Below are 17,452 nucleotides of genomic sequence, written 5' to 3' on the forward strand. Positions count from 1 at the left end.
GTCCTTAGCTCAGCTGGATAGAGTACCTGGCTACGAACCAGGCGGTCGGAGGTTCGAATCCTCCAGGACGCGCCACTCATTGAAACAGCCTCGCAATTGCGAGGCTTTTTTGTATCTAGACATCTGAAATATGGCGTAGGATCACTAGAGCCTATGTTCCTCTTTTTTAAAAGCGAATATGTGCGTATCTAAGCAATTTGCTATCAAGCTTCTGTCGCATCGTGTGAAATCATCCTGATTATCCCTCCTATACACTGACTTCCATTTTTCATTTCAATTACTCTCATGTAGTCACTTTGTTCGTTATTTGTTTATTGATTGTTAATTTTGTTCATCTTTTTGTTTTTGTTGGTTTTTACTTCGTGAGTCCCGATTTGATTTTGAAATCTAAATCGCAGTTTTTATTTATGTCCTCCTTTACTCTGTTCGTAAGGTGATAGCGATTTGAAGTGATTATTTTGTCATGAACTGTGATCTGGGTAGTGAATAAATAATCATTTATCAGGATTACTACAAACCTTCCTTAAACAAAATTGACAAAATTTAACCAATCGAGATAATCCATGGGTCGGGATTTGACACTATTAAAGTCCTGCACGTTGTCAGGATGACAAAGAAAGGAAGCAACATGACTAATATAGGAAGCCTGCTAGTAGATGCGGCCACCCTGATGCTAACGGGGATGGCGGTCGTATTTATTTTCCTCACTATTCTTGTTTATCTCGTTCGGTTAATGTCGAAATTGGTACCAGAAGAAGTACCAGAGCCGATCGCAGCACCAAAAACAAACACTAATATTCAATCAACCTCTTCAGCTGTTAGTCCACAAGTAGTGGCGGCGATCTCGGCTGCGATTCATAAACATCGCGCCTCATTCGCGAAGTAGCCGAACTAGGATTAAAAAGGAGTTTAAGAGCATGTCTAAACCACTAGCTATTACTGATGTGGTCCTTCGTGATGCCCATCAATCACTATTTGCTACGCGTATGCGTATTGAGGATATGCTGCCTATCGCAGCTGAGTTGGATAAGGTTGGTTACTGGTCTCTAGAGACTTGGGGTGGTGCAACATTTGATTCTTGTATTCGATTCTTAGGGGAAGACCCTTGGGAGCGTTTACGTGAACTAAAAAAAGCGATGCCTAATACACCAATGCAAATGCTACTGCGTGGTCAAAACCTTTTAGGATACCGCCATTATGCCGACGACGTAGTAGAGAAGTTTGTGGAACGCGCGCATGCTAACGGCATGGATGTATTCCGTATTTTTGATGCAATGAATGACGTGCGAAACTTCCAGAAAGCCGTTAAAGCAACGGTTGATGTTGGTGCGCATGCTCAAGGTACGTTGTCTTACACAACGAGCCCAGTGCATAACGCAGACACTTGGGTTGACTTGGCAAAACGCCTAGAGGATTTAGGTTGTCACTCGCTGTGTATTAAAGATATGTCTGGCTTACTTAAGCCTTATGAAGCGGAAGAGCTTATCACGCGTATCAAAGCGTCTTGTGATGTGCCATTGGCACTTCATTGTCATGCAACAACGGGGCTGTCTACAGCAACAGCGGTAAAAGCAGTAGAAGCCGGTATTGATATTCTCGATACTGCGATTTCTTCAATGAGTTGTACCTACGGCCATACACCGACTGAAACGGTAGTCGCTATGCTAGAAGGTACCGAGCGAGATACCAATTTGAAACTCGAGCAACTGGAACCTATCGCCGCATATTTCCGTGAGGTACGTAAGAAGTATGCGAAGTGGGAAGGCCAGTTAAAAGGAGTCGATTCACGCATCCTGATTGCTCAAGTGCCTGGTGGTATGCTGACCAATATGGAAGGCCAGTTGAAAGAGCAGGGCGCTGCGGATCGCATTGATGAAGTATTAGAAGAGATCCCTCGTGTACGTGAAGATCTTGGTTTCATTCCATTGGTGACTCCAACTTCACAGATCGTCGGTACGCAAGCGGTGATTAACGTTCTTACTGGCGAGCGCTACAAGAGTATTACCAAGGAAACCGCTGGCCTATTGAAAGGTGAGTACGGTCAAGCGCCAGCCGAGTTAAATGCAGAACTGCAAGCGAAAGTGCTTGATGGTAAAGAGCCAATTACCTGTCGTCCTGCCGATTTACTTAAGCCTGAAATGGAGACGCTTACGGTTGATCTGATGGAGAAAGCGAAATCAGAAGGCATTAAGCTAGCAAGTGAGCGTGTTGATGACGTACTCACTTATGCACTTTTCCCTCAAGTTGGGCTTAAGTTCCTTAAGAATCGTGAAAACCCAGAAGCATTTGAGCCTGCACCAACGCTAGAAGCTGCAAAGCCTGCTGTACCTGCGGCTCAACCAGCAACTGGTGGTGTAGAAACTTATAGTGTACGTGTTGACGGGCAGGTGTATGAGGTGGAAGTTGGCCCTCAAGGTGAACTGACATCTGTTGCTCCTTCTAATGCACCGGCAAAATCGGCTACACCTAGCACACCTTCTAATGCTTCAGCTGAAGCGGTGCCTGCTCCTCTTGCAGGTAACATCTTCAAAGTGAATGTTCAGCCTGGTGCTGAGGTAGCTGAAGGCGATGTATTGCTCATCCTTGAAGCGATGAAAATGGAAACTGAAGTACGAGCGGCGCGTGGTGGTGTGGTTCAAGAGCTGAACGTTAAAGAAGGCGATGCTGTCACAGTAGGTGCGCCTCTGTTGAGCCTGGCGTAAGGGAGTATCATGGACGGATTGTTAACCCTTTGGGCAGAAACAGGGATCGCTAACTTCGAGTTCGGCCAAATCTGTATGATGCTGGTTGGTTGTACCTTGCTGTTTTTGGCAATTAAAAAAGGATTTGAACCTTTACTGTTATTGCCGATTGGTTTCGGTGCTATTTTGGCGAATATTCCAAATGCTGGCTTTACTGAGCCTGGTGGCTTGCTCTACTACGTTTACTACATTGGGATTGAATCGGGTGTGTTCCCGCTATTGATCTTCATGGGTGTGGGCGCGATGACTGACTTTGGTGCTTTGATCGCAAACCCAAAAACGTTGTGGTTAGGTGCGGCTGCGCAGTTTGGTATTTTTGCAACACTGTTTGGCGCTATTTTGCTCAACTATGTACCTGGCATGGAGTTCTCCATGGCGGATGCATCGTCTATCGCGATCATCGGTGGTGCTGATGGGCCAACAGCGATTTTCTTGGCGAGTAAGCTCTCTCCAGATCTGTTAGGTGCGATTGCAGTCGCGGCATACAGCTATATGGCATTGGTGCCGATCATCCAGCCACCAATCATGAAAGCACTGACAACCAAGGAAGAGCGTCAAATCAAGATGGCTCAGCTTCGTCATGTTGGTAAATGGGAGAAAGTCATCTTCCCGCTTGCTGTATTACTGATGACGATTCTGTTCTTACCTTCAGCTACGCCATTGGTTGGTATGTTCTGTTTGGGTAACTTGATGCGTGAAGCTGGTGTGGTCGATCGTTTATCGAAAACTGCTCAAAATGAATTGATCAACATAGTGACTATCTTTTTAGGTCTTGGTGTTGGTTCTAAGCTGCAAGCTGAGCAGTTCTTGAACCTAGAAACGTTAGGTATCTTGGGGTTAGGCGCAGTTGCATTTAGTATCGGTACTGGTGCGGGCGTCCTGATGGCGAAACTGCTTAACAAGTTCTCGAAAGAAGACATCAACCCACTTATTGGTGCGGCTGGCGTTTCTGCGGTACCAATGGCCGCGCGAGTCGTAAACAAAGTTGGTTTACAAGCTAACCCGCAAAACTTTTTGTTAATGCATGCGATGGGACCAAACGTTGCTGGTGTGCTGGGTTCAGCCGTTGCGGCTGGTATATTGTTAGCACTTGTTGGTTAGACATTATTGAAAATGGAATGATCAACCAATTTACAAAATCACGATTAACTTAGGTTAACAAAATGGTTTATAGTCAAAGGGATGCTTTCGCATCCCTTTTTGTTTTCTTGCAGGGAATGGTTTATGGAACACAAACAGATCGTTATCACTGAGTTTGGTGATGCCAACGTACTCGCGATTCAACATGCTTCTACACCATCACCACAGCCTGGTGAAGTCTTAGTAAAAGTCGCTTTTTCAGGCGTAAATCCTATTGATGTCAAAACTCGAGCTGGGCTCGGTTGGGCAGCAGCGCAGAATAAGGATAATTTACCTTGGGTGCCAGGTTACGACACCTCAGGAAAAGTGATGTCTTGTGGAGAGGGGGCATCACGTTTTAATGAAGGTGATGAGGTGGCTGGATTTATTGGTTTCCCAGTTCGAGGCGGTGGTTACAGTCAATACATATGTGTTCCAGAAACTGAGTTAAGTCATGTTCCTAGCTCTGTCACTTTAGAGGCAGCTGCTGCATTACCGTTGGCGGGACAAACTGCGGCACAAGCTCTCAGTAAGGCTAATGTGACTGAAAACGATCGCGTACTTATCCTTGCTGGAGCCGGTGGTGTTGGACACCTCGCGGTACAAATTGCGATCGCGACGAAAGCGGAAGTATTTACCACCTGCAGCGAACGAAATCTAGACTACCTTGCGACGCTCGGTGCTCATGCAGTGAACTATCAATTTGCACCAGTGTCAGAACGTGTTGAAGATGTTGATGTTTTGATTGATTTAGTAGGCGGAGATGCTGCGTTAGATGCGCTTAAATGCCTGAAAGACAATGCGAGAGTCATCACCGTTCCAACCATAACTGCTGAGCTGATTTGTGAAAAAGCCAAACTCCTAGGCTTTGAGGCTAGTGGCATGTTGGTTGAACCAGACCCTGCGCAGTTAGATACCTTGTTGTACATGGTCGGCGTTGGCTTACTGAAGACTGAAATTCAACAGGTTTATCCTATGAGTGATGTCATTGGTGCTCACCAGCAGGTCGAATCAGGAAGAACCAGAGGCAAGGTGTTGCTTGATATGACATGCTAGAAGCATTTAACACGAGTTTTGAAAGTTTAGCGCTTTGGTTTTCAGATTCAGCATTATGGGTGCTTTTCATGACCGGTTTTCTCAGTGCCACGTTGTTGCCTGGTGGTTCTGAGGCGGGCTTAGTTGCCACTCTCTCATTAAATCAATACTCCGTTTCTTCAATTGTTATGGTCGCTACTATCGGTAATACGCTTGGTGGCTTAACAAATTATTGGCTTGGCTTGTGGATTCCCAACAAAGCACAAGAGGAAAAGCACGGTCATACCGCATTAAAGTGGCTCTCTAAGTATGGCTATTGGGGGTTATTTTTTAGCTGGTTACCTGTAATAGGAGACCCGCTGTGTTTAGCCGCAGGGTGGCTAAGAATGAAGTTTCTGCCTTGCGTGATTTTAATATTTTTAGGAAAGGCTGCTAGGTATAGCTTACTTGCGGCCATCTATCTCGGATTATTTTAAGGAAAGTACATGAAGATGTTTTGGGTTGGCGCGTGTTCACTGTTGGTGATCACGGGCTGTGCATCAAATACGCCAGTTTCATCACTGCCGAAAGGGGTAACTTTCGTTGAGTCATCGAAAGCTGAAGAAGGCAAAGTTAAGATTCCATACCAAAAGTATAAACTCGATAATGGTTTAACGGTGATCTTAGCTCCTGAAGATTCTGACCCATTGGTCCATGTGGATGTGACTTACCATGTTGGTTCAGCTCGTGAAGAAGTGGGTAAGTCTGGTTTTGCGCATTTCTTTGAGCACATGATGTTCCAAGGCTCAGAGAACGTTGGTGACCAAGAGCACTTCAGAATCATCACAGAGGCTGGCGGCACGTTAAATGGTACAACAAACCGCGATCGTACTAACTACTTTGAAACTGTCCCTGCTAACCAGCTCGAGAAAATGCTGTGGTTAGAGTCTGACCGTATGGGCTTTTTGTTGGATGCGGTTTCTCAACGCAAATTTGAAATTCAGCGTTCTACTGTAAAAAATGAGCGAGCTCAGCGTTACGATAATCGTCCTTATGGCTTAATTTGGGAGCGCATGTCCGAAGCGCTATATCCTGAAGGTCATCCGTATTCGTGGCAAACCATTGGTTATGTTGAAGATCTTGATCGTGTTGATGTGAACGACCTCAAAGCGTTTTTCTTGCGTTGGTATGGCCCAAACAATGCGACTATCACGATCGGTGGTGACTTAGACGTTGAACAAACTCTAGAGTGGGTAAATAAGTACTTCGGTTCGATTCCTCGTGGCCCTGAGGTTGAAAATGCGCCGAAACAACCTGCAAAACTGCAAGAAGATAAATACATCACTCTAGAAGATCGTATTCAACAACCTATGGTGATGATCGCGTGGCCAACAACCTACAACGGCGAAGAAAGCCAAGCGTCTCTCGATACATTATCGGAAGTATTGGGTGGCGGTACCAACAGCGTGCTCTATCAAGACCTAGTGAAGACTCAAAAAGCGGTCGATGCTGGTTCATTCCATGACTGTGCTGAACTGGCGTGTAACTTTTACGTTTACGCAATGGGTGATTCTGGAGACAAAGGCGACCTATCAAAACTGTACGACGAGCTTTTACAATCACTAAATCAGTTTGCGGAAAAAGGCGTGACAGAGGATCGCCTTGAGCAGTTGAAGGGTAAAGCGGAAGCGGATGCTATTTTTGCGCTAGAAAGCGTTAAAGGTAAAGTGACTCAGTTGGCTTCCAACGAGACATTTTTCGGCGATCCTGATCGTCTTGAGCAACAGCTTGAGCAAATCCGTGCAGTTACGCCGACTTCGGTAGAAAAAGCGTATACGGACTTTATTCAAGGTAAGAACAAAGTGACCCTAAGCGTGGTCCCAAAAGGAAAAACAGACCTTGTCGTAAAACCTGCGACCTTTGTGACGCCAAAGCGTACGCTGCCAGAATATGAGAAGATTTCCGATGACCAATTGGCGTATCGTCGTGCGACCGATAACTTCGATCGCTCAGTGCAACCGCCAGTAGGAGAACCAGTGAAAGCGACGATGCCAGAGCTGTACGAGTTACATTTCAAGAATGGCTCAGAGCTGCTTGGTGCAGTTAGCGATGAAACGCCGACGGTGATGATGCAATTTAGTCTACCTGCCGGGACACGTTTTGTTGAAAAGGGTAAAGAAGGTCTTGCCCAATTGACCGCTGCGATGTTGCAAGAAGGTACAACGAAACGCAGTGTCGAAGAGATTCAAGCTGAGCTTGATAAACTGGGTAGTGTTATCTCTGTTAATGCCACAGGTTATACAACAAACATCAGTGTTTCTGCTCTAGAAAAGAACTTAGAGCCAACGTTAAAAATTGTCGAAGAGATGTTGCTGTCTCCTGCATTTAATCAAGATGATTTCGAGCGTGTAAAAATGCAAGCGCTAGAAGGCCTGGTATATGAGCACCAAAATCCAAGTTGGATGGCGTCACAAGCGAGTCGCCAGGTGCTCTATGGGGATTCGGTTTTTGCTCGACCAAAAGACGGCACGCAAGCAGGTGTCAGTGCATTAACGTTGGATGATGTCCGTGAATTCTACTCGAAGCATTACACGCCACAAAGTGCGCAAATCGTCGTTGTTGGTGACATTGATCAACAGGAAATTGAGCAGCAACTGACGTTCTGGAAAAACTGGCAAGATGAAGCTGCGCCATTGTATGCACCGCAAAGCATTGCTGCATTAGGTGAGCAAAAGATCCATCTTGTTGATAAACCAGGAGCGCCGCAAAGTGTGGTCATGATGGTTCGTCAAGGTATGCCTTACGACGCAACGGGCGATTTTTACCTAAGCCAACTGGCAAACTTCAACTTAGCTGGGAACTTCAATAGCCGCATTAACCAAAATCTACGTGAAGACAAGGGTTACACATACGGTGCTTACGGATATTTCTCTGGTAATCCAGAAACAGGCTCGGTGGTTTTCACCGCGCAAGTACGAGCGGATGCAACGGTTGCTTCGATCATTGAGATGGAAAATGAGCTAAATGAATACTCGCAGTCAGGTATTACTGATGAAGAGATGAAATTTATGCGTCAAGCGGTCGGTCAAAAAGATGCACTGAAATATGAAACGCCAACACAAAAAGCGGAGCTCATCAGTGATATTCTTAAGTACAACCTCGATCATGATTACTTGCAGCAAAGAAACGCTATCGTAGAAAAAGTCGATAAGCAGACGTTGAATGCGCTGGCTCAGAAATGGTTTGATCCAAATGACTATCAAATTATCGTCGTTGGTGATGCTAAATCGTTGCGTCCTCAATTAGAAAAGTTGGGGAAAGACGTAGAAGAGCTTGAAATCATTCGATAGAGTACACATTTAATAGCGGAGAAACGTTTCTCCGCTATTCATCTAGATAAGCAACTTTTCGTGGGTTATTTATCTAGATGCATTAACTATCAATAACTTAGCTTACACTTGTGTTATGTAACAAGTGTCCTGCTCCCAATATAAGCGAACCTCATTTTGACTGATTTTGCTGCGCGACTAAAAAAAGTTGCATCAAACCCCGAAGTATTTAAGCAGTTTGGACGCGGTGTTGAGCGAGAAACTTTGCGCTATCGTCAGGATGGACATCTAGCTACAACTCCTCATCCTGAAGGGTTAGGCTCTGCGTTCACAAATCAATGGATCACAACGGATTTTTCGGAATCATTGTTAGAGTTCATTACGCCTGTGTCACATGAAATTCCAGAACTGATGGCACAGCTGAAAGATATCCATCATTTCACTCAAACCAAAATGGGTGAAGAGAAAATGTGGCCACTATCAATGCCTTGCTACGTGGGCTCAGAGGATGATATTCAGTTAGCCCAGTATGGCTCTTCGAATGCAGCGAAAATGAAAACGCTGTACCGAGAAGGCCTAAAGCGTCGCTATGGCAGCCTGATGCAAATTATTTCAGGTGTCCATTTTAACTTCTCGTTTCCTGAAACATTTTGGGATGCGCTCTATGGCGAGCAAGATGAACAAGCCCGCCAAGATGCTAAGTCTGATGCGTACTTTGCGTTGATCCGTAATTACTACCGCTTTGGCTGGATGATTCCCTACTTCTTTGGTGCATCACCAGCGTTATGTGGCTCTTTTATTCAAGGTCGTGAAACCGATCTGCCATTCGAGAAGATTGGCGGGACATTATATTTGCCGAAGTCGACGTCTTTGCGTTTGAGCGATCTTGGCTATACCAATAGTGCGCAAAGTGTGCTGAAAATTGGTTTTAACAGCATTGACCAATACCTCGATGGTTTGAGTGATGCGATTCGCCACCCATCAGAAGAGTTTGCGAAAATTGGGGTAAAAGTGGATGGTGAATACCGCCAGCTTAATTCCAATATCTTACAAATTGAGAATGAACTGTACGCTCCGATTCGTCCAAAACGTGTATCGAAAAGTGGTGAGAAGCCTTCAGATGCGTTACGACGCGGTGGTGTCGAATACATTGAAGTTCGTTCTCTAGATGTTAACCCATTCAGCGCAGTGGGCTTAAATGAAGAGCAAGTACGATTCTTGGATCTCTTCCTTACCTGGGCGGCCTTGTCAGACTCAGACCCTATGGATAACTGTGAATTAGAGTGTTGGCGCGATAACTGGAATAAAGTCATTGTTTCTGGCCGTGAAAAAGGTCTAATGCTGCAAATTGGTTGTCAAGGTGAACGTCTATCTCTACAAGATTGGGCACACCGAGTTTTCGTCGAGTTACGTCAAATAGCACAGCAAATGGATATGACCGCTGGTGGCAGTGCATACCAAGATGTGTGTAATCAACTCGAGACATGGATTGATAACCCAGAACTAACGATCTCTGGTCAACTATTAGAGCTAACGAAAGAGCTGGGTGGGCTAGGTAAAGTTGGTTGTACTCTTGGTATGAAGTACCGTGATGAAAACCTAGCTCACGGTTATCAGTACTACTCACAAGATACGATGGAAACGGAAGTAGCGTCGTCCGTGGAAAAACAAAAGCAAGCAGAGCAGAGTGACACGCTTTCTTTTGATGATTTTTTGGAAGATTACTTTGCTTACCTGAAGCAGTAATGACTAACTAAGGATTGGTGCGGTTGAACATTAAGTCGTCAGTAGTAGCGGTACTTGGAAGCGTGCTACTTGCAGGTTGTGCTACGGCACCGCCAAAGCAGCAGAATAACTTATGCGAGATATTCCGAGAGAAATCCGGTTGGTACGATGATGCCAAAGATATGGAAGATGAATGGGGGACCCCTATTCATGTCGCTATGGCCATCATTAAACAAGAAAGCAGCTTTCGGCACGATGCAAAACCACCTAAAGATTATTTGCTAGGGTTTATTCCTTGGGGACGAGTCAGCAGTGCGTATGGTTACGCTCAAGCTCAAGACCCTGCTTGGGAAGACTTCCAAGATGCCACAGGTCAGGGTGGCTCTCGTACCAACTTCGATGATTCTATGATGTTTGTCGGTTGGTATACTCATGAAACACGGCGTCAGCTAGGGATTTCATTATGGGATCCCTATAACCAGTATCTGGCTTATCATGAAGGGCGAGGTGGGTATAAACGAGGTACTTATAATCGAAAGCCTAGTTTAATCACAGTCGCTCGACGTGTTGAACAAACAGCGAAAACTTATGGCTGGCAGCTGAAGCAATGTCGTCAGGAATTAGAAGACAACAGCAGCTGGTTCTTTTAGCCCACAGTCAGTTCATGTGCTGTAGGGATGAATGACATTTATCCATTACCGAAAGGTACTGGAGTTACAATCAGGAGAGATGTAATGCCTTTACTCGATAGTTTTACCGTGGACCACACTCGTATGAATGCACCGGCAGTGCGAGTGGCGAAAACCATGCAGACCCCAAAAGGGGATACGATTACTGTTTTCGACTTACGCTTTACTGCGCCAAACAAAGACATTCTTTCTGAAAAAGGTATTCACACCCTAGAGCACCTTTATGCAGGCTTTATGCGTAATCACCTAAACGGTGATTCTGTTGAGATCATCGATATTTCGCCTATGGGTTGCCGCACAGGTTTTTACATGAGCCTGATTGGCACACCATCAGAGCAGCAAGTCGCAGATGCTTGGATTGCAGCAATGGAAGATGTGCTGAAGGTAGAAAGTCAGAATAGGATCCCTGAACTTAACGAATACCAATGCGGCACGGCAGCAATGCACTCTTTAAAAGAAGCACAACAGATCGCAAAGAACATTTTGGATGCTGGTGTTTCGGTGAACAAAAATGATGAACTTGCTTTGCCTGAGTCGATGTTAAAAGAGTTGCGCATCGACTAGGTGCTCATTAAGAAGCATATTGCCCCAATAAGTAAAAAGCCTGACATGAGTCAGGCTTTTCTTTTGGTTATTTGGATGTCGATTTTTTCTTCTTCGGATAAACACGAACGAGCTTGATTCGGTTCTCTTCAATCTCAACAAGTTCCATTGGGTGACCCGCTACTCTCACACTTAGATGGCTCTCAGGAATATCTTCCAAGTGTTCTAAAATGAGCCCGTTTAGCGTTCTCGGGCCATCCGTTGGTAAATCCCATTTCAGGCCTTTGTTGATATCTCGGATATTGGTGCTGCCTTCAATAAGAAAGCTTCCGTCACCTTGAGGACTGATTTCATCAGAGAGGCTTGGAGAAATGGACGTCGTGAACTCACCAATGATCTCTTCCAGAATATCTTCAAGAGTGATTAGACCGATGATATCACCGTACTCATCCACGATCAGACCGATACGTTGCTTGTTACGTTGGAATTTTAACATTTGCACGTTCAGTGGTGTGCCTTCTGGGATGTAATAGACCTCATCAGCAGCACGTAATAGCGTTTCTTTGTTGAATTCGTTCTTTTCCAACATCAGACGATAAGCTTCACGCAAGCGCAGCATGCCAACCACTTCATCAATTTGGTCACGATAGAAAACTATGCGCCCATGTGGTGAGTGTGTTAGCTGGCGAACAATGGATTTCCAGTCGTCGTTAATATCAATACCGGTAATTTCATTGCGTGGGACCATAATGTCGTTCACGGTGACGTGCTCAAGATCTAAAATAGACACTAGCATGTCTTGGTGTCGGCGAGGGATCAAACCGCCAGCTTCATTTACCACCGTACGCAGCTCATCGGAGCTAAGATGATCTTCTGCTGAGTGATCCGCTCTTACACCAAGTAAGCGGATAAAGCCATTCGTAATAAAGTTAACAAGCATCACTAAAGGCGACAGTAACTTCATCAGTATGGTCAATAATATACTGCTCGCGTAGGACACACGTTCAGGGTAAAGCGCTGCAATTGTTTTAGGGGTAACCTCGGCAAAAACCAATACAACCATAGTTAGTGCACCGGTTGCGATAGCGACACCTAAATCACCATACAAACGCATACCAATAATGGTCGCGATCGCGGACGCGAGAATATTAACGAGGTTGTTGCCGATAAGAATAAGACCAATCAAACGATCTGGACGGTCTAATAGTCTTTCGACTCGCTTAGCACCCTTATGCCCGTTTTTGGCTAAGTGTTTTAAGCGATAACGATTCAGAGACATCATCCCTGTTTCTGAACCGGAAAAGTAACCTGATATGACGATAAGACACGCGAGTAGCGCAAACAAGATACCCGTAGAGATGTCGTCCAAAACGTTGCTGTTCCTTGTAAGTATTGGGTTATATAACGGTTGAGTAAGTCCGTTAAGTCAAAGAGTTAAGGCGTACTGTATTTTATCTAGCCTAAAATATAAAGGATAGGAGCCCTAGAGCTCCTTAATTCAAGATGATTTCTTTTACAAAGCGACTGCCAAAATATGCCAGAGTTAACAGTGTTGCTCCTGCAACAGCGAACCATGTGACTTTTCTACCACGCCAGCCTTTTTGATAGTGACCCCAAAGCAGTATTGAGTACACCACCCAAGCGATGAAAGAAAGAATGCCCTTATGTGCCTTACCTTGGGCAAACATATCCTGCACAAAGACAAAGCCAGTAATGAGCGTGGCAGTTAACAATAAGTTACCGATCAAAATAATTTTGAAGAGTTGACGCTCCACCATTAATAGAGGCGGCAGGTTTGGGTTAATCGCCAAAGATTTTTTTGCTTTCAGTTTGTGATCCAGCCAAGCCAACTGAAGCGCATAGAGTGCCCCGATAGTTAAAGTCGCGTATGAGAAGAGCGCAAATGAAATATGAATGAGTAGCTTAGGGTCATTCTCTAGGTGCTTTATAAACGTGCTTGGCAAAAATGTGGCAGCAGATAAATTGATGGCAGCAAAGCTATAAACGACTGGCAATAAAAACCACAGTCGGTTTTTCAACATAGCAAGGCTCATGACCAGAGAAATGATAAAACTGATCAAAGAAGCCACGTTGAGAATACTCAGGTTTTGACCTGAACCATCAAAAATCAGATCACTCAAAATCCACGCATGAAAAACAAGCGCACAGGCAGCACTAGCAAACACTGTTTTTGCTTTGATTCCTGACTGTTGTGAGAGTCCGGGTATGATGGTCGCAATCGCCAAGACATAAAGTATGGCGGCCGCGATGGCTATTAAGCTATCCATGAATCCTAAATATTATTGTGCACGATGGAGAAATTATACCTTGCATTACACTTTGGGGCTACGTTATATCCGACATCAATCGTGAGAGATGAGATATTGAAATTAATAAGTTACCGCACCATATATAAATAGAGACAAGAATAGGACAGCGGTACGGGTATGACTCAGACCTTGGCTAATGTATACTCACACTAATTAATCGCCATTTTAGCGAAGAGACAAAGATGTTTGAGAATTTAACGGATCGATTATCCAAAACGCTGAAAAATATCAGTGGCAAAGGTCGTCTGACCGAAGACAACATTAAAGAAACCCTACGTGAAGTCCGAATGGCTCTACTTGAAGCTGACGTTGCGCTTCCGGTCGTTCGTGAATTTGTGAACCGCGTTAAAGAAAAAGCGGTGGGTGTAGAAGTTTCTAAATCTCTGACTCCAGGTCAGGAATTTATCAAGATCGTTCAAACAGAACTTGAAGCCGTAATGGGTGAGTCGAATGAGGCGCTAAACCTTGCCGCTCAACCACCTGCTGTGCTTCTTATGGCAGGTCTACAAGGTGCGGGTAAAACCACATCGGTAGGTAAGTTATCTAAGCTTCTAAAAGAACGTGACAAGAAGAAAGTTTTGGTTGTGTCTGCCGACGTTTACCGTCCTGCGGCAATCAAGCAGCTTGAAACACTGGCATCAGACATCGGTGTTGACTTCTTCCCATCATCACCAGACCAAAAGCCTATTGATATCGCCAATGCAGCGATTGACCATGCGAAGAAAAAATTCTACGACGTACTTATTGTCGATACCGCAGGTCGTTTGGCAATTGATGAAGAGATGATGGGGGAGATCAAAGATCTTCACGCAGCTATCAACCCAGTAGAAACGCTATTTGTTGTTGACGCCATGACGGGTCAAGACGCAGCAAATACAGCAAAAGCCTTTGGCGATGCGCTACCTCTTACCGGTGTAGTTCTAACTAAGGTTGATGGTGATGCTCGTGGTGGTGCGGCACTTTCAGTACGCCATGTCACGGGCAAACCAATCAAATTCTTGGGTGTCGGTGAAAAAACTGACGCGCTAGAACCGTTCCACCCAGATCGTGTTGCTTCACGTATTCTTGGCATGGGTGACGTTCTGTCTTTGATTGAAGACCTACAACGCAACGTTGACCAAGAAAAGGCAGAAAAGTTAGCGAAGAAGTTCAAAGAGAAGAAAGGTTTCGACCTTGAAGATTTCCGTGAACAGCTAGGCCAGATGCAAAACATGGGCGGCATGATGGGGATGATGGATAAGCTTCCAGGAATGTCCCAGCTACCAGACAATGTGAAAGATAAAGTCGATGACAAGATGTTCAAACAGATGGAAGCGATCATCAGCTCCATGACAATGAAAGAACGTCAACGCCCAGAAATTATCAAGGGCTCGCGCAAGAAGCGTATCGCGGCTGGTTCTGGTGTGCAGGTTCAAGATGTAAACCGCTTACTAAAACAGTTCACCCAAATGCAGAAAATGATGAAAAAGATGCAAAAAGGTGGCATGAAAGGCATGATGCGCAACATGCAAGGCATGATGGGCGGCATGGGTGGTGGCGGTGGCTTCAACCCATTTGGTCGTTAATTAATCGATCACGCATAGATTCAGGGTGTTAGGTACGTCACAAACTTTAAATTCAATTTATGTTGGTGAAAAAGTAACTAAACTCCTTGCATTGCTCCGGGAGAAGAGTAAAATTCCGGAGCTTTATTTTGGCACGAGACCCCAAACTGTTTAATTTCTTGAATGGTTTTTGGGGTTAATTTTATTTTTGAGAAAGCAAAGAGGACGACATGGTAACCATTCGTTTGGCACGTCACGGCGCTAAAAAGCGTCCATTTTATCAAATCGTAGTAGCGGACAGCCGCAACGCTGCAACTGGCCGTTTCATCGAGAAAGTTGGTTTCTTCAACCCAACTGCTAAAGGTCAAGAAGAAGGTCTACGTCTAGACCTAGACCGCGTTAACCACTGGGTTGGTCAAGGCGCGTCAGTATCTGACCGTGTTGCTAAGCTAGTTAAAGACGCTCAAAAAGCGGCTTAATTTTTTACTTGAAAAGTAGAAACTAGTTTATGTCGATGAAAGGTAAAGAAACAATGAGCAACGAAAAGATTGTTGTAGGCAAGTTTGGTGCTACTTACGGCATTCGTGGTTGGCTTAAGGTTTTTTCCTACACAGACAATGCTGAAAGCATTTTCGATTACAGCCCTTGGTACATTAACCAAAAGGGCAAGTGGGTTGAGTACAAAGTAGAAAGCTGGAAGCGCCATAACAAAGGTATGGTGGCTAAGCTGGAAGGCATGGATGTTCGTGAAGACGCGCATCTAATGACGAACTTTGAAATTGCTATTGACCCTGCGGTACTTCCTGAATTGTCAGAAGATGAGTTCTACTGGCGCGAATTGTTTGGGATGCAAGTTGTAACTACTAAAGGTTACGATCTAGGTGTCGTTACTGACATGCTAGAAACTGGCTCAAACGATGTTCTGGTTGTTAAAGCAAATCTTAAAGATGCTTTCGGGCAGAAGGAACGATTAATCCCGTTCCTTGAAGAGCAAGTGATCATTAATGTTGATCGCGAAGCTCAACGGATCGAAGTTGACTGGGATCCTGGATTCTAATCTCCAAAATTACAGAGCGAGATAAACATGTGGGTTGGCGTTATTAGCCTTTTTCCAGAAATGTTCCGTTCTGTTACTGATTTTGGAGTAACAGGTCAAGCGGTTAAAAAAGGTCTTTTGTCGATTGAGACTTGGAATCCTAGAGATTTCACTCACGACAAACATCGCACAGTCGATGACCGACCTTACGGTGGTGGCCCTGGTATGTTAATGATGGTTCAGCCTTTGCGCGATGCCATTCATACCGCGAAAGCAGCCTCACCGGGCAAGACGAAAGTCATCTACCTTTCTCCTCAAGGTCGCAAGCTCGACCAGAAAGGAGTGGAAGAACTGGCAACGAATGAGAACTTGCTTCTGATTTGTGGTCGTTATGAAGGGGTAGATGAGCGCATCATTCAATCTGAAGTCGACGAAGAATGGTCGATTGGTGATTTTGTGATGACGGGTGGTGAGATACCAGCCATGACGTTAATCGACTCTGTCTCTCGGTTTGTTCCGGGTGTACTAGGGGATTTCGCGTCAGCAGAAGAAGACTCTTTTGCAAATGGCTTGTTAGATTGCCCTCACTATACGCGTCCAGAAGTATTGGATGACAAAGAGGTACCAGCGGTACTGATGTCAGGCAATCACAAGGACATTCGTCAATGGCGACTCAAGCAGTCGTTGGGCCGTACTTGGCTAAGAAGACCAGAGCTCCTGGAAAACCTAGCTCTGACTGACGAACAGGAACAATTACTTGCTGAGTTTGTTAATGAGCATAAAGCCATTAAAGGACATAACGCAAAGTAACCTAATTTATTTAGTATCAGTTTATTCTAGGAATTTAAAAAATGAGTAACATCATCAAAGCTCTTGAAGAAGAGCAAATGAAATCAGACCTACCTAAATTTGCACCAGGTGACACTGTTGTAGTTCAAGTTAAGGTAAAAGAAGGTGACCGTGAGCGTCTACAGGCTTTCGAAGGCGTTGTAATCGCAATCCGTAACCGTGGTCTACACTCTGCTTTCACTGTACGTAAGATCTCTAACGGTGAAGGTGTTGAGCGTACGTTCCAAACACACTCTCCAATCGTTGATAGCATCGAAGTTAAACGCCGTGGTGCAGTACGTCGTGCCAAGTTGTACTACCTACGTGAGCGTTCTGGTAAGTCTGCTCGTATCAAAGAGAAGCTTGCTAAGAAGTAATGCTATAACTAGCGTTCTCATCTTAAACGGAGTCCTTTTAGGGCTCTGTTTTTTTATTTGTGTAATTAGCTTGCTCGTTTCTTTTCACCCGAACTGAACTGTCGATGCTCATGCACTGATGTACACTCCACGCCTCTGCCTTGCTGTGAATAGATTCCTGATGTCGCTATGGCTCCT

The 17,452-nt window shown here is 44.9% G+C and carries 16 protein-coding genes; 14 read left to right on the forward strand and 2 right to left on the reverse strand.

Features of this window, described 5'->3' with window-relative positions; all coding sequences use genetic code 11:
• Positions 1–628: 628 nt before the first annotated feature.
• The 9 genes from R7093_RS09720 to luxS all read left to right on the forward strand — a co-directional run bounded on the left by R7093_RS09720 (position 629) and on the right by luxS (position 11,181).
• On the forward strand, positions 629–886 hold the full coding sequence (locus R7093_RS09720) for an oxaloacetate decarboxylase subunit gamma (protein ID WP_005379932.1): 258 nt from the start codon (positions 629–631) through the stop codon (positions 884–886).
• Positions 887–917: 31 nt separating this feature from the next.
• The gene (oadA, locus tag R7093_RS09725) at positions 918–2,702 is read left to right on the forward strand and encodes a sodium-extruding oxaloacetate decarboxylase subunit alpha (protein WP_047102665.1); all 1,785 of its coding nucleotides are present in this window, start codon (positions 918–920) and stop codon (positions 2,700–2,702) included.
• 9 nt (positions 2,703–2,711) lie between these two features.
• On the forward strand, positions 2,712–3,842 hold the full coding sequence (locus tag R7093_RS09730) for a sodium ion-translocating decarboxylase subunit beta (protein WP_005379935.1): 1,131 nt from the start codon (positions 2,712–2,714) through the stop codon (positions 3,840–3,842).
• 123 nt (positions 3,843–3,965) lie between these two features.
• Positions 3,966–4,916, forward strand: coding sequence for an NADP-dependent oxidoreductase (locus R7093_RS09735; RefSeq protein WP_047102664.1), 951 nt, complete (start codon positions 3,966–3,968; stop codon positions 4,914–4,916).
• Entirely contained in the window at positions 4,910–5,371 is a 462-nt protein-coding gene (locus tag R7093_RS09740; protein WP_005379938.1) for a YqaA family protein, read from the forward strand. The genes R7093_RS09735 and R7093_RS09740 overlap by 7 nt, the downstream gene beginning before the upstream one ends.
• A gap of 9 nt (positions 5,372–5,380) precedes the next feature.
• Entirely contained in the window at positions 5,381–8,224 is a 2,844-nt protein-coding gene (locus tag R7093_RS09745; RefSeq protein WP_047102663.1) for a M16 family metallopeptidase, read from the forward strand.
• A 156-nt stretch (positions 8,225–8,380) separates the two neighbouring features.
• Positions 8,381–9,949: a glutamate--cysteine ligase gene (gene gshA, locus R7093_RS09750; RefSeq protein WP_005385430.1), complete on the forward strand. Its 1,569-nt coding sequence runs from the start codon at positions 8,381–8,383 to the stop codon at positions 9,947–9,949.
• Positions 9,950–9,972: 23 nt separating this feature from the next.
• A complete protein-coding gene (locus R7093_RS09755) occupies positions 9,973–10,578 on the forward strand; it encodes a hypothetical protein (RefSeq protein ID WP_318146637.1) in 606 nt (201 codons plus the stop codon).
• A gap of 84 nt (positions 10,579–10,662) precedes the next feature.
• Complete coding sequence (gene luxS, locus R7093_RS09760) at positions 10,663–11,181, forward strand: S-ribosylhomocysteine lyase (RefSeq protein ID WP_047102662.1); 519 nt, start codon at positions 10,663–10,665, stop codon at positions 11,179–11,181.
• Between the two features lie 67 nt (positions 11,182–11,248).
• On the opposite strand, the gene R7093_RS09765 is transcribed toward luxS, so the two are convergent.
• Together R7093_RS09765 and R7093_RS09770 are read right to left on the reverse strand one after the other, a co-directional pair.
• Positions 11,249–12,529 (reverse strand): HlyC/CorC family transporter, encoded by a 1,281-nt coding sequence (locus R7093_RS09765; RefSeq protein ID WP_005379948.1) that lies wholly within the window; start codon positions 12,527–12,529, stop codon positions 11,249–11,251.
• 124 nt (positions 12,530–12,653) lie between these two features.
• The gene (locus R7093_RS09770; RefSeq protein ID WP_005379950.1) at positions 12,654–13,448 is read right to left on the reverse strand and encodes an inner membrane protein YpjD; all 795 of its coding nucleotides are present in this window, start codon (positions 13,446–13,448) and stop codon (positions 12,654–12,656) included.
• A 224-nt stretch (positions 13,449–13,672) separates the two neighbouring features.
• Between R7093_RS09770 and ffh the strand changes: the two genes are divergently transcribed.
• The 5 genes from ffh to rplS all read left to right on the forward strand — a co-directional run bounded on the left by ffh (position 13,673) and on the right by rplS (position 17,275).
• A complete protein-coding gene (gene ffh, locus R7093_RS09775; protein WP_005385423.1) occupies positions 13,673–15,055 on the forward strand; it encodes a signal recognition particle protein in 1,383 nt (460 codons plus the stop codon).
• A gap of 209 nt (positions 15,056–15,264) precedes the next feature.
• Entirely contained in the window at positions 15,265–15,513 is a 249-nt protein-coding gene (gene rpsP / locus R7093_RS09780) for a 30S ribosomal protein S16 (RefSeq protein ID WP_005379962.1), read from the forward strand.
• Between the two features lie 29 nt (positions 15,514–15,542).
• Positions 15,543–16,091, forward strand: coding sequence for a ribosome maturation factor RimM (gene rimM, locus R7093_RS09785; protein ID WP_005379964.1), 549 nt, complete (start codon positions 15,543–15,545; stop codon positions 16,089–16,091).
• Between the two features lie 27 nt (positions 16,092–16,118).
• Positions 16,119–16,880, forward strand: a complete 762-nt coding sequence (trmD, locus tag R7093_RS09790; RefSeq protein ID WP_047102661.1) for a tRNA (guanosine(37)-N1)-methyltransferase TrmD — start codon at positions 16,119–16,121, stop codon at positions 16,878–16,880.
• 41 nt (positions 16,881–16,921) lie between these two features.
• Complete coding sequence (gene rplS, locus R7093_RS09795; RefSeq protein ID WP_005379971.1) at positions 16,922–17,275, forward strand: 50S ribosomal protein L19; 354 nt, start codon at positions 16,922–16,924, stop codon at positions 17,273–17,275.
• Positions 17,276–17,452: the final 177 nt, after the last annotated feature.

The organism is Vibrio sp. 1580 (assembly GCF_033340055.1).